General features: G+C 53.0%; 11 protein-coding genes. 6 read left to right on the top strand and 5 right to left on the bottom strand.

Annotated features, from left to right (window positions below):
* The 4 genes from M0P74_02725 to M0P74_02740 form a co-directional block, all read right to left on the bottom strand.
* A partial coding sequence (locus M0P74_02725; protein ID MCK9362503.1) for a TRAP transporter large permease subunit occupies positions 1 to 1,440 on the bottom strand: 1,440 nt, incomplete at its 3' end.
* Between the two features lie 167 nt (positions 1,441 to 1,607).
* Positions 1,608 to 3,188 (bottom strand): long-chain-fatty-acid--CoA ligase, encoded by a 1,581-nt coding sequence (locus M0P74_02730; GenBank protein MCK9362504.1) that lies wholly within the window; start codon positions 3,186 to 3,188, stop codon positions 1,608 to 1,610.
* A 371-nt stretch (positions 3,189 to 3,559) separates the two neighbouring features.
* Complete coding sequence (locus M0P74_02735; GenBank protein ID MCK9362505.1) at positions 3,560 to 4,204, bottom strand: CBS domain-containing protein; 645 nt, start codon at positions 4,202 to 4,204, stop codon at positions 3,560 to 3,562.
* Between the two features lie 169 nt (positions 4,205 to 4,373).
* Entirely contained in the window at positions 4,374 to 4,898 is a 525-nt protein-coding gene (locus tag M0P74_02740; protein ID MCK9362506.1) for a gamma carbonic anhydrase family protein, read from the bottom strand.
* Positions 4,899 to 5,535: 637 nt separating this feature from the next.
* Here M0P74_02740 and wtpA point away from each other — a divergent pair.
* From wtpA to M0P74_02760, 4 genes are read left to right on the top strand one after another with little or no spacing between them, the layout of a single operon-like run.
* On the top strand, positions 5,536 to 6,546 hold the full coding sequence (gene wtpA, locus M0P74_02745; protein MCK9362507.1) for a tungstate ABC transporter substrate-binding protein WtpA: 1,011 nt from the start codon (positions 5,536 to 5,538) through the stop codon (positions 6,544 to 6,546).
* A gap of 14 nt (positions 6,547 to 6,560) precedes the next feature.
* Positions 6,561 to 7,325 (top strand): molybdate ABC transporter substrate-binding protein, encoded by a 765-nt coding sequence (modA, locus tag M0P74_02750; GenBank protein ID MCK9362508.1) that lies wholly within the window; start codon positions 6,561 to 6,563, stop codon positions 7,323 to 7,325.
* Positions 7,318 to 8,097 (top strand): ABC transporter permease, encoded by a 780-nt coding sequence (locus tag M0P74_02755; GenBank protein ID MCK9362509.1) that lies wholly within the window; start codon positions 7,318 to 7,320, stop codon positions 8,095 to 8,097. The genes modA and M0P74_02755 overlap by 8 nt, the downstream gene beginning before the upstream one ends.
* Positions 8,090 to 8,779, top strand: coding sequence for an ATP-binding cassette domain-containing protein (locus M0P74_02760; GenBank protein ID MCK9362510.1), 690 nt, complete (start codon positions 8,090 to 8,092; stop codon positions 8,777 to 8,779). Before M0P74_02755 ends, M0P74_02760 begins: the two co-directional genes overlap by 8 nt.
* 43 nt (positions 8,780 to 8,822) lie before the next feature.
* Here M0P74_02760 and M0P74_02765 read toward each other — a convergent pair whose 3' ends face one another.
* The gene (locus M0P74_02765) at positions 8,823 to 10,649 is read right to left on the bottom strand and encodes an AMP-dependent synthetase/ligase (protein ID MCK9362511.1); all 1,827 of its coding nucleotides are present in this window, start codon (positions 10,647 to 10,649) and stop codon (positions 8,823 to 8,825) included.
* A gap of 295 nt (positions 10,650 to 10,944) precedes the next feature.
* Between M0P74_02765 and M0P74_02770 the strand changes: the two genes are divergently transcribed.
* Entirely contained in the window at positions 10,945 to 12,714 is a 1,770-nt protein-coding gene (locus M0P74_02770; GenBank protein ID MCK9362512.1) for an aldehyde ferredoxin oxidoreductase, read from the top strand.
* Positions 12,715 to 12,776: 62 nt separating this feature from the next.
* Positions 12,777 to 13,964, top strand: a complete 1,188-nt coding sequence (locus M0P74_02775; GenBank protein ID MCK9362513.1) for a tungsten cofactor oxidoreductase radical SAM maturase — start codon at positions 12,777 to 12,779, stop codon at positions 13,962 to 13,964.
* Positions 13,965 to 13,969 lie beyond the last annotated feature (5 nt).

A 13,969-nucleotide genomic window follows, 5' to 3' on the forward strand; every position in this document is an offset into this window, starting at 1 on the left:
GGAGAGGCCGGTCATTACCATCAAGGTCAAAATCAGGTTTGCGCAGACAACCGCTGAACCAATCGGAATCAGGGAGGAAAATCCTTTTGCCAATCCGTCTAACAGCACCTTCGGGCTTTTGGGGCGGATCGTCCGGTCTATGTAAGCCAGAATGATGAAGAGAAAAATCGCCAGAACGACGGCGAGACTGATTGAATATCCCCAGTAGATAAAGCCCACGATGATTAAAAGGGGCAGAAAGATATAGGAATAGCGACGAAAATATCCCCAGCCGTAATTCTGGTCGTGTTCAATCGGCTTGAGCCCCATCTTTTTGACGTAAAAATAGTTGTAGGCGAGAATCGCGATCAGATAGAGCAACATGGGGCCAATCGCCATAATGCATACCCACAGGTAGGGAATCGAGAGGATTTCCACCATGACGAAGGCGAGCGATCCCAGCACCGGCGGGGTGATCATCGCGATCGTTCCCGAAGTGGCGGCGATTCCGGCTGCCGTGTACTTGTCATATCCGCTTTTTTCGTACATCGGTTTGCTGATGGTCGAGACGAACTGGGTGTCGGCGGCGCCGGAGCCGCTGAACAGGCCCATGAAAACCGAGGCGAGCGCCGTGACGATCCCGGGGCCGTCCGCCCGGCCGCGGGAGGCGAGCGAGGCGATATTGGCGATGATTTTTCCCAGGTTCAAAACCCCGATGATTCCGCCCATGATGGTGAAATAAACGAGATATTTAGCGGAGACGCCGGTAATCATCCCGAAAAGACCGGCCTCCGTCTCGCTGAAGAGCTTGGCGAGCAGCAGGTCGAAGCCGAAAACGGCGTGGGAAAAGACGCCCCCCATCAGATCCCCGTGGAGGTTGTAGAGAAGAAAGGTGAGTACCAGGCACGGCAGGATAGCCCCGATGTAGCGGTACACCTGGCCTAGCAGCAGCAGCGTAAGTCCGAAGCTCAGCACCAGATCCCATGCTTCGGGAATCATGGCCCTCTCAATGATGTCATGAAAAAAAACAACATGATAGGTATAGGGAATGATCACCAGCAGCGCCGCCAGCTTGTCGGCTATTTTACTGGAACGGGGATAAAGGGTCGGCAGCACCGCCGCCATCCAGAAGATTGTCGCGGCAATGTTTAATTTAACATCCAGACCAATTTTCCAGAAGGAATACAACGGAAAGGCGGCCATGAGCGCAAACACGAAGGCCCCGACTCCGGCCTTTCCGGGGGGGCGCTGGGAGGAGATAAGGTAGCCGGTCAAAAGCAGAAATAAAACGTGAGTGGAGCGCTGCAGCTCGGTCAAATCGAGAATGCTCAGAGAAAAACCGGCAAATGGGGTAAAGGGGTGAATTACCAGATACAAGCTGTAAATACTGGCGATTACCAGCAGGGGCTTGATGACAAATCGCCCGAGGTTGTCTTCCTGACTGATTGGCTCGTTGTGCATGCGTTTTTACCTTTCTGGGGGAAACATGCCTCACCCGGGAGGTTGTTTATGAGTAGATCAGGTATAGGCGACCTCTAAAACAACGGGGCAGCCTTTGTCAACAACAATATGTCTCTTCGTTGACAGTTCGGACATTTGCCGGGATTGTGCAGCGCCTGATCCTGACGTCAGATTTTCTTCCGCTCATCGGTCCAGTAGCGCTCCCGCAACTTTTTCTTTTCTATTTTTCCGGAACCTGTCTTGGGGAGCGACGGTAAAAATTCTACTGATTTAGGGGCTTTGTAACGCGCTATCTGCTCCTTGCAAAACGAGATCAGCTCGTCCGCCGTTGCACTTATTCCGGGTTTCAAAACAACAGTGGCGTGAACCGTCTCTCCCCACTTTTCATCGGGAACGCCAACTACGGCGCACTCCAGAACGGCCTTATGCATGTAGAGGGCATTTTCGACCTCCGTGGAATAGACGTTTTCGCCGCCGGTTACAATCATGTCTTTTTTCCGATCCACGATCGTTACATAGCCTTCTTCGTCCATCACGGCCATGTCGCCGGTATAGAGCCAACCGTCGCGGATGGCCTTTGCCGTTTCCTCCGGGAGCTGCCAGTAGCCGGGAGTCACGGTATCGCCCCGCACAATTATTTCGCCGACCTCTTTTTCATCCTTTTTGACCTCGCCGCCTGCATCGTTCACCACCTTGAGAGCGACGGCGATGAACTCCCGACCGGTTTTTGATTTGAAGCGGAGCTGCTCTTCCGGCGGCAGTCGCCGCAGGTGATCCTTGAGGATGGAAAAGGTCAGGTAGGGGCACGTCTCGGTCATTCCGTAGGTCTGGATGTAGTCGCACCCGAAGGTTTCCACGATCCGGCGGACAACCTCCGGGGCGATCGGGGCGCCGCCGCTGAGCAGCACCCGCAGGCTGCTGAAGTTGTATTTTTTGACCCCCGGATAATTGATCAGCATGTTGAGCATCGTGGGGATAAGATTGGTCAGCGTGACCTTCTTTTCTTCCAGAGCCGACAAAACCAGCGGCGGGGCGAATTCGCCGACAAGAACGTGCGTGCCGCCGACCCAGGTTATCGCCCAGCTTGCCCAGGCGTCCGCCAGATGAAACAAGGGTGCGGCATGGAGCCAGACATCCCGGTCGGTGAGCTGCAATTCCGCAATTGTCCCCAGGGCATGCAGGGAAACATTCTTATGGGTAAGGATTACCCCCTTCGGACGTCCCGTCGTTCCGCTCGTGTAGTAGATCTGGGCGATATCGTCCTCCTTTACCGCAACATCTGCGCAGAAGGCGTCTTTGCCGGCAACAAGTTTTTCATACGAGCGGTCGTTTTTCCCTTCCGGGAACCCGCCGGACGCGTTGCCGGTCCAGATAATCTTTTCGAGAGAGGGAATATTGCCGCGGATTTGCTCAACCGTTTTTGCGAACTTCGGGTCGGCAATAAGCAGCTTTGCGCCGGCGTCATTCAGGATGAAGGCGAGTTCAGCGGCGGATAAACGATGGTTCAGCGGGACGGCGATTGCCCCGATGAGGGCGATGGCGTAGTATGATTCAAGGTAATAATGGCAATTGGGGTGCAAAATGGCTACCCGGTCGCCCTTTTTTATGCCCTCCGCCTGCATGAAGGCGGAAATACTGCGGAGGCGATCAAAAAAATCCCGGTAGGTCCAGCTATTGTTTCCGCAGATGACGGCCTTTTTTTCGGGGAAAAACAGGCAGGCTTTCTTTAATGAGTCCGGAAGAATCATGTTTAAACCTCAAGCGTCTTTATTCCAGGCATCCATAGCTTGGCGAGTCATTTATTTTTTTGCGTGGGAAACGGGGCCGTGCTCTTCAAATCAGTAATTCTGCAATGCAGATTAGCCCCTCTTGCCGCATTGTTCTACGATCGGGCTTTTGCCGGTGTGACAATAAACGGCAGTTTTTCGAAAAATTCACTTTGGGCAACCAGGCGAGTGGAAACAAAACGGGCCTTGCGATTAAAAGCATCCAGACGCCCCCTGCGCCAAGAGGGAGGGGCATCTGGAGCAGCTTAACGGCTGATTTTTAAGCCTATCTCCGTTTGCAGGGAAACCTGTCGCCTGCAACATAATTCTCGCTTGTTAGATTCTCAGGAAACCTACCTATCGCGGGGCTCCACAGCCAGTTGGCACTTTTCATGCAAACAGACGGAAAGTTTGCCCGTATCTTCTTCTGTAACGTGGATGATAAGGTCCTTCTCCGAGCCCCTGCGGCTTCTTATATAGGAGGCGTTCAATACGTGAAGACCGCTATCAGCCACGCAACGGAAGGCGTTGGCGATCTGCTCCGTTGATTCGCAATGGCGTACAATCAGCCGCGATCCCTCCTCGCCGATTCCCAGAATCGGGTTCAGAATCATATAGAAAAAGTCGTTGGTAGTGACTATGCCCACAACCTTGCCATCCTCCATGACGGGCAGGGCGCCGACATGCCTGTCCTGAGCCAGGCGGACGGCATTTTCTATCGTCGTTTCGGGGGTAACGGTGGCCACATCCTTCTGCATAATGTCATTGACCGTCAACTTGGCGAAAAGGTAGTGGATTTCTCCGATGCTCAGGCTTGTCGCCATGGACGGCGAGGAATGAAGCACCCGGTCCTTGGTGACGATACCCTTGAGCTTCCCCTTGTCAACTACTGGAAGTCGTTCGATCTTTCTTTCCTTCATGAGTTTCGCCGCTTCCAGCACCGGGGTATCGCTGGTAACGGTCACTACGGGTGTAGACATGATGTGTCGTACGCGCATGGCAACCTCCTGATTTTGTTATTGGATGAGTTATGCTTCCCTTTTGCAGCCCCCTGACTGTGGGACACGTGCAGAGGCGGATGGATGTTAAAAGAAGCCGGCCTTGTTGTCAAGACAATTTTACAACAGGCAATTCCATCACTTAGCCGGCAGCGCAAGGATTTTTCAATCAGGCAATCTTTTTCATCGTCATTCGATATTTCTCGGCGAGTTCCCTGTAGAGGATGACGCCTTCAGCGGTAGCGATGATATTTTTTGCGGAGGCCTTCTTGATGATTTTTGCCGGATTGCCGCCGACGATTGTTCCGGCGGGAACCCTCATTCCCTGAAGAACTACCGAACCCGCCGCAACGAAAGAGTCTTCCTCGCAGATCACTTGAAACATCAGCACCGCCCCCATGCCGATTATCGTGCGCGGCAAGATATGCACGTCGTGCAGCAGCGCCCCATGCCCGACAATGACGTCGTTTTCGATCACAACCTCTGACCCGATATCGACATGGATGACGGCGTTGTCCTGAAAGCTCACCCCCTCGCCGAGGGTTATGGGACCTAAATCCCCTCTGATCACAGCCCCCGGGCCGATGAAACAACTTTCTCCGATAACGACGTCGCCGATGATCACGGCCTCGGGATGAACAAAAGCGGAAGCCGATATCCGCGGTATTTTTCCATTAAATTCATAAACTGGCATGTAATGTCTCCCTATAAAATATCGTCTGCTCTGTTTTTTGAAAAAATTTAACTTCAAAAAATGCATTTTAATTGAAAAATATCACAAATATTCACCTCTCCCCGCTTGTTGGCAAATGCGGACGTTCTGCAATAGCCTCAATGGGAATATAATTCCAGAAGAAAATTGTGAGAGAGCAGGATTCATCTCTTTTGACCGACAGGGACGGCATTAATTTTTGGCCTAAAAAGGCTAACGACAGAGGCAATTGCAAAACCATTTGTCATTCCCGAATGTCTCTATGGGAAAGCGAAGCTTAATGTTCATAATATGGTTTTTCACGCAGTTAGAACCAGATTCCCGCTCAGAATCGTTGCGGGAATGACAAGAATGGGGAGTTTTGCAATTACCTCGGCAGACATTTTATAAAGTAAGAAATAGTAATAAAAAGTATGAAATAGTATTATAAAGTAATAAAAGGTATTTTTTATCTTGACAGTAGTATTGGGTAAAGTATATCTTTCCGCAAAATCATGTTGCCGGCAACGCACCTTTTGATTATTTCCCGGCATCAAACAATCATTTAAGCGTTTCTATAAAGGGTCCCGATGCTGACTTTTACAGATATTGAGAAAAATTAAAAAAGGAGGTTTTGAAAATGGAGTTTGATGTTCATAAAGTGAAAGGGCCGTTGCGGGGCAAGTTTTTTTCTTTATTGATGATTTTTTTATTCGCGTTTGTTGTTCTTACAGGCTTGTCGGGCCGGGCACGGGCGGAGGAGTTTTCCGGCAAGTTTCCCGTCTTTATCGCCGGCAGCCTGACGGTTCCCTTCAAGGCGGTCGCCAAAGTGTACAACAAGCAGTATCCGCAGGTTGAAGTAATGATCGAGGGCGGCGGAAGCGCCACGACGATCCGCAAGGTCACGGAACTCAAAAGGGAGTGCGGCATCATTGCCTCGGCCGACTACAAGATCGTGCCGAAGCTGATGTTTCCCGATTACGCCGACTGGTACATCATCTTCGCATCGAATCAGATGGTGCTCTGCTATACGGAAAAATCAAAATTTGCCAGGGAAATCAACGCAGACAACTGGTACAAGATACTCCAGAAGGACGGGGTGACATATGGCCGCAGCGACCCCGATCAGGACCCCTGCGGATACCGCACCCTGATGCTCTGGCAGCTCGCGGAGAAACATTACAATGAAAACGGATTATACAACAAACTCTACGGCGCCCGGGGCGATACGATGAAGGCCAAAGCGGTCGAGCTGCTCGCGCTTCTGCAGTCAGGCGATCTCGACTACGCCTTTGAGTACGACTCCGTTGCCCGGCAGCATGGACTGAAGTATGTTCAGTTGCCTGAAAGAATTAATCTTTCCAGTGCCGAGCATGAAGAATTCTACTCCCGGGCCAAGGTAAGCATCAAGGGTGCCAAGCCCGGCCAGAAGATCAATCTGGTCGGAGAACCGATTCTTTACGCGCTCACGATTCCGAAAAATTACCCCGACCAGAAAAAGGCGATGAGTTGGGTAGAATTTCTGCTGAGCGAAAAGGGAATCAAGGCGATGGCTGCCTCCGGCCAGAGTTCCGTTTGCCCCGCCGTAGCCAGTGACAAAGGCAAGCTTCCGGAGGCGCTCAAAAAGTATGTAAAATATTTTCCGCATTGAAGGAGGTTATTATTATGAAGAGCGGTTTTACAAGGATTTTGATCCTTTTCCTGGTCATTTCCGGTGTTTTTTTTGCGAAAGAGGGGACGTGCGGCGACCCGGTTAAATTGAATCTGTATGCCGCCGCCGGGTTGAAAAAACCCATGGATGTTGTCGTTGACAAATTCAGCAAGGAATACGGTGTGAAAATTTTCCCCAATTACGGCCCGTCGGGCGGGCTTTACACCCAGATCATAAAAGGGCAGCCGTGCGACATTTACTTCAGCGCCGACTGGATGCTGATTGAAAAACTGAAGGAAAAGAAGCTTCTGGCCGAGGGGAAAAAAATATTGAAGGATGTCATGGTGCTTGTTGTTTCCAAAACAGGCGAAGAAAAGAAGATTAAAACCTTCGCCGATCTGACGAAGGAGGGAGTGGTTCTGTCGATTGCCGATCCGCGAGCCCCTGTCGGCATGTATGCCGAAAAAGGGCTGCGGAATCTTGGCCTGTTCGACAAGATAATTGCCACGGGAAATCTCAAGGCGAAGCCAAGCACGGTAAACCAGGTGGCCATTCTGGTAGAGAAGGACCAGGTGGATGCAGGGATGATTTTCAAGAGTGTCGCAAACATGTATAAGCTCAACCAGGTTGCGTCTATGGGATACGATGTTACAGGAGATATCAGCTTCGGGATCGGAATTATCAAGGGCGAAAACGAAGATATGGCGAAGAAATTCATGGCCTTTACTGTTGCCCATATAGACGAGTTTGTCAAATACGGGTGGCAGCCCTATGAATAGAATCGTAACCAGAAACATGATTGCCGTTATTTTTGCGCCTTTTTTGCTTCTGCTGATTATTTATCCTCTTGTTGCGCTCTTGACAAATCTGGAAATTCCGGGAATCGTCAAGACCTTTCACGATTATCTTTTCTGGGAAAGCGTGAAAAACACGATGTTTTGCGCCCTTGCCGCAGCGGCTCTTTGTGTGGTGATGGCGATCGGGTTCGGCTATTGTCACCTCTTTTTGAGAAATACGCTGCTGTACAAGGCGGCTAATTTAATGAATGACCTGCCCGTCGCGATCCCCCATACGGTGGCGGGCCTGGCCCTGCTTCTTGCCTTCGGACGAACAAATTTCGGGTTTATCGGTTCCACTGGTCTTGCCTTTACTCTCGTTGCGGTCATTCTGGCCATGTTTTTCGTCTCCTACCCGCTTGCGGCCCGGGCGGTCGCAACGGGGGTTGATCAAATGGACCAGGAAAGCATCATTGTCGCCAGAACGCTGGGGGATACCCCAACGATGGCCTTTCTCCGGATAGCCTTGCCGGGCCTGAGAGAGGCCCTGTTTTCCGGTTTTGTCCTGGCCTTCGCCCGTTCCCTGAGCGAATTTGCCGCCGTGATCATGTTCGGTGGAAATGTTCCGGGTTCAACACAGGTTCTTGCTTCCTATGTTTTTACAAAAGTGGAAGAGGGCGAGGTGGCGATGGCGGTAACGGCGAGCGGCTTCTGTATTATGCTGTCCTTGATACTGGTGTTTTTTGCCGGTCGGGGAAGGAGGAGCCATGCTTAGTATTGAAAATCTCAGCAAATCTTATGGCAGGCAACAGGTTATGAAAAAGGTATCTCTGACGATCGCCTCGGAGATACGAGTCGTTTTGGGCCTGAATGGAAGCGGAAAGTCAACGATGCTCAAGGTTGTGGCGGGCATCCTGCAAGGCGATGAGGGGAAGATACACATTAACGGAACGGACATTGCCGGTTTTTCTCCTGAAGATCGCCATGTTGGATATGTCCCCCAGCAGTCCTCGCTCTTCAGACACATGAACGTGAGGGATAATATCCGGTACTGCCTCCGGAACAAAAGGGGAGCTGATGCAAATATCGGAAAACTGATTGAAATGCTTGGTCTTGAAGAGGTTCTTGATAAGAGGCCAGATGCTCTCAGCGGTGGATTTCAGAGCCGGGTCGCCCTGGCCCGCACGCTCGCTTCTCAGCCCCATGTCATGCTCATGGACGAACCGCTGAGCGATCTCGATCTCGCCATCAAGGAGAAGCTCCTGCCTGAATTTAAACGTGTGCTCAAAACGCTGGGCGTGCCGGTGATCTACGTAACCCACGATCTGACCGAAGCGAACCTCCTGGGAGATCGCTTTTCCTGCATGATCGAAGGCGTTCTTACGAATGCTGATTCGGCGGAAACCGCCTTTGGGTTGATCAAGGAGAGCGTTTTAAGTAAAGATTTGCGAAAATAGATTATAATTATCCCCCGGGAAAGCCGGGGGATAACCTTGCGACTCATTTTTTGTAGAGTTCTTCCAGCAAATATCCGTATTTTTCGATGACCATCAGGCGTTTTAGCTTCATGGTCTGGGTGAGCATCCCGTTATCCACGGTAAAATCATCCAGGATAAACGCGAATTTGCGGGGAATTTCGTAAGAGCCAATGGTTTTTTTGAGATGGTTTTGCACCTCGGCGGTTAGCAGGTCCTTAAATTTTTGCCCGGCGGCATTGGCTGGATCAAAAAGGTCTTTCGGCTCGACCGACAAATTCAATTCTGCAGCTAAATTCTGCAATAATTTCATGTCAGGCACAATCAGACCCACATTGTAGTCGTGTCCGGCCCCGGTGATCACTGCGTTCAAAATCCAAGGCAACACCTTCATTTCCAGCTCGATGGTCTCCGGATGGATATATTTGCCGTTGGCAAGCTTGTATTCTTCCTTGAAGCGGCCGGTGATATACAAAAATCCGTCATCATCGAGACGCCCGCGATCCCCCGTGCGCACGCCCCTCATGCCGTTCATTTCCACAATTACTTCCCTGGTTTTTTCCGGTTTATTGTGGTAGCCGATCATGCATTGCGGGCCGAAACAGAGGATCTCGCCATCGTCGCCGGTCTCGCCTGTGCGCGATCGATCAATGACGACTTTGGTTTTGTTGATCGGCTTGCCGACCGATCCCAGACGATTGCCCATTAATGGGGAATTGATCGTAATAGCCGGGGATGTTTCGCTCAAGCCATAGGCGTCATAGGTGGGAATCCCGACGTCGATAAAGAATTTTGCGATTTCCACGTTCATCGAGGCGCTGCCGGTGACGGCGTTTTCAAGACGTCCTCCAAACCGGGCCCGAATCTTTTTCAAGACGATTGCATCCAGGAGCTTGTATTTTAGACTTGCTTTGCCTGTTTCTCGTTTCAGTTTTGCCGCCTCCAGTGCCATCTCAAAGAGGCGTAATTTTAACCCGCCTTCCGCCCTCATTTTGGCCCAGACCCCGTTATAGACCTTGTTAAAGATGCGGGGCACGGTGATCATGAACGTGGGCTGGATTTTGGGCAAATCATCGATGAGAGTCTCAACCGAACCCATAATGCCAATGGAGCCGCCTCTTATCATAAAGGCGTGCAAATCGGCCGTTATTCCGAAGGTGTGCGCCCAGGGGAGCATGGAGATGCAGCGGCTCTTCTCGGTCAGGTTCAAAAACCAGGCCAGGCCGGCCTTGACATTTTCCGCCAGATTCCCATGCGAAAGCAGGACTCCCTTGGGTTCGCCCGTGGTCCCTGAGGTATATATCAACAGAGCAACATCGGTGGGTTTCGGATGAAGAGCGGGTACAGGTTTCTCCCTGCCTTTTGTCTCCAAGGCTTCCAGCGAGTTTTCCCCTGAGCCCTCAATCAGAAAAATTTGTTTCAAGGTTGGTATTTCACTGGGGAAATTCTTGACCTTCTCCAGCACCTCCGGTTTGGATACGAACAGAACCTTGATTTCGGCATCCTTCACGATATACTGCCACATTGAAAGCAGCTCTTTTTCATACATGGGCACATAGGCGGCGCCCAAACCCTGGGTCGCCATCTCGCCGATCAGCCACTCCTTGCGATTATTGGCGATAATCCCGATTTTATCCCCCGGCTTAACGCCGATTGCCGCTAATCCTGCCCGTAAATTATTTACGCGAGCCGCGATTTGACCGTATGTCGTCCACTGGTAAACCCCCGCGCCGTCTTTCTCTCCGATTAATGGGTTGTTGGCAAATTTCGAGGCGCTGTTTTCAAAAATATCCACCAGATTATCCGGCGCATCAAATTTGCTATTGTACTGGCCATATTCAAAAATCGCCATAATTCTTTTCTCCTTTTCGAGTGGTATAGTTTTGCCGCTATCTATTTGAGTGTATTTTCATAATGCGTATAATCCAGAGATGGCGCCAATGCCTTCCATACAGAGCGAGTATAGGAGGGCTGTTTTTGTCTGTCAAGGCATATCTGAGGTTTTCTGAAAAGGCATTGACAGGGGGTATTTATCGGCGTATCTGGAAAAACATATCATTGTGGCCGTACACAGAGAACAAACATCAGCCCAGCGCGCCGGAAGAAACAGTTCACTTAACTCGCAAATCAAAGAAAGGAGTATCATCATGACAGCTTGTATCTTGCGCATCAACATGAACGATCTGACCTATCGCGTCGAAGACGTCCCGGAAGCCTACAAGAATCTGGGTGGGCGCGGACTGACTTCGTCTATTGTCGCCGACGAGGTTCCGCCGCTGTGCCATCCCCTCGGCCCCAACAACAAGCTTGTCTTTGCGCCGGGCATGGTGACGGGCACGGTTGCGCCCACGTCGGCTCGCGTCTCGGCCGGGGCAAAGTCGCCCTTGACCGGCGGCATCAAGGAGTCCAATGCCGGCACCTCGTGGGCGCGCGACCTGGCGACGCTGCAGGTCAAGGCTATTGTGGTCGAGGGCCAGCCCAAGGGAAAAGGCAAGTTCTGGGGCGTCCATCTTGCCTGGGACGCAGCGGCCGGCAAGCCTAAAGTTGAGTTCTTCGACGCGGCTGAATATGCAGGTAAGAATCTGTACGAGGTATTCCCGAAGGTTTACGAACGGTTCGGGAACAAGGTTGTCATCGCCGGATGCGGCGTGGCGGGTGAACATGGCTACGCTAACTCGGGCATAGCGTACAACGACGAATTCCGACGTCCCAGCCGTTATTCTGGGCGCGGCGGTTTGGGCGCTGTCATGGCCGGTAAGGGACTCAAGCTGATAGTCATCAACAACGACGGCGCTCCCGGCGTGTCCATTGCCGACAAGTCCCTGTTTGATCAGGGACGTAAGAAGCTGGTGAATGCCCTTTTGACCCACGACATCACCAAGCCCAAAGGCACTCTGAACACTTACGGCACGGCGGCCTTAATCAATGTTCTCAACGAGGCCGGCGGTCTGCCCACCCGCAACTTTTCCAGCGGCCGCTTTGAAGGCGCCGGCAGCATCGCGGGCGAGGCCATCTTTGATGGGGTCAAAGAACGTACCGGCAAGGAAACGTACAACCATGGCTGCAGCCCCGGCTGCGTGATCCAGTGCTCGAACACCTGGTACAAACCCGATGGCACGGAGCATACCTCCTGCGTCGAGTACGAGTCGGCCTGGGCGTTGGGCGCCGACTGCGGCATCGACAATCTGGACGATGTGGCGGAGATGATTCATCTGTGCAATGCCTATGGTCTGGACACGATCGAAACCGGCACCGCCATCGCCGTCGCGATGGAAGGCGGCGTGATCAAGTTTGGCGACAGCAAGGGGGCGATCAACCTGGTAGAGGAGATGGGCAAAGCGACCCCGATGGGCCGGATCCTGGGCGGCGGCACTGAGCTTGCCGGCAAGGCTTTTGGCGTGATCCATGTGCCCACGGTCAAGGGCCAGAGCATGCCTGCCTATGAGCCGCGCGCCGTCAAGGGCATGGGTGTCACCTATGCCACCACCACCATGGGTGCCGACCACACCGCCGGCTACACCGTCGCGCCCGAAATCCTGGGCGTCATGGGCAAGCAGGACCCGCTCAGTCCGGAGGGCAAGGCCGCCTTGAGTCGCGCGTTTCAGGCGACTACGGCCTTCATTGATTCCAGCGGTCACTGCTTGTTCATCGCCTTCGCCATTCTCGACATTGCCAGCGGCTATGAAGGCATGGTCGAAGAGACCAACGGCGTTCTGGGCACCAACTGGAGCGCGGACGACATCCTCGCCCTGGGCGGATCCATCTTGAAGAAGGAGCGCGCGTTCAACGAGGCAGCCGGTATCGGCAAGGCCGCCGACCGCCTCCCCGAGTTCATGACAATGGAGCCGTTGCCGCCGCACAACCAAGTCTTTGATGTGCCGGCCAGCGCTTTGGATTCGGTCTTCGCAGAGCTGTAGCAGATTGCAGCATAAATACGGGCGGGGCAACAACTGCCCTGCCCGTTTGCTTCTGAGGCAAGATGCCCAAAATTATAACCGATAGTAAGGGCCGGTTGGCTCTGCCCGAAGATTTTGTCAAACGCCGCCGCCTTGCCGCCCACCGGGAATACTGGCTGGACGAGCGTGAAGGAGAGCTCATTTTTCGCCCCCGCCTTCCCGACGCGCGCAAGCTGTACATCGAGCCGACAACCCGCTGCAATCTCCATTGCCGCACCTGCATCCGCAATGTCTGGAGCGACCCCGAGGCCGAGATGTCCATGGAGACGTTCCGGCGCCTGGTAGAAGGCCTGGAGGTTTTGCCCAACCTGACCCGCGTCGATTTTACCGGTTTGGGCGAACCTCTGTCGCATCCCAACATCATGGAAATGATTGAGGCCATGCGCAGGCGCGGCCTGGCAGTCAGCGTCGGCTCCAATGGTTTGCTGCTCAATCAGGAAAAGGCGCGCGAGCTGGTCAGGCTGGGAGTGGATCGCCTAATTGTGTCCGTTGACGGAGTAAGGCCCGAGACCTACGCCGGCATCCGCGGCGCGCTGCTTTTCGATGTCATAGGCAACATCCGCGGCCTGAATGAAGTTAAACGCGAACTCGGTTCTCTGTTTCCGGCGCTTGGGATAGAGTTTGTCGTTTTGAAAAGCAATGCGGCAGAGCTGTCCGAGTTCACCGGACTGGCGGCGCGGCTGAATGCGGCAAGCGTGCTCGTCAGCAACGTGCTTGCCTATACGGAGGAGATGCGCGAAGAAATCCTCTACGGTTACGATCCGCGTTCCCCCTTCCGGGCAGGCGGCTGGCCGGTCAAGGGCGATAACTGGGTGATGCTGGGGGCTTTGGGGCTGCCGCGCATGCATTGGGGCGCGGAGCGGCGCTGCCGCTTCGTGGCGGATAACGCCCTCGTGGTCGGTTGGGATGGCGGCGTTGCTCCCTGCTATGTCCTGTCCCACAACTATAGCTATTTTGCCATAGACGGTCGGAAAAAACTGGTAAGTCGCTATCTGTTAGGCAATGTCAATCAGCAGTCCCTGTCGGAAATCTGGATGGCTGAGGACTATGTGCGCTTTCGCGGCGAAGTGCGGGGTTTTCATTTTCCCGCTTGCCCCAACTGCGACTTACGGGCAAGCTGCGACCTGCGCGAGCGCAACGAAGGGTGCTGGGGCTGGAATCCGTCTTGCGCCGACTGTCTGTGGGCGCAAGACATTGTCAGATGTTCATGAGGCGA

This window comes from Syntrophales bacterium (genome assembly GCA_023229765.1).
Lineage (GTDB): Bacteria > Desulfobacterota > Syntrophia > Syntrophales > UBA5619 > DYTH01.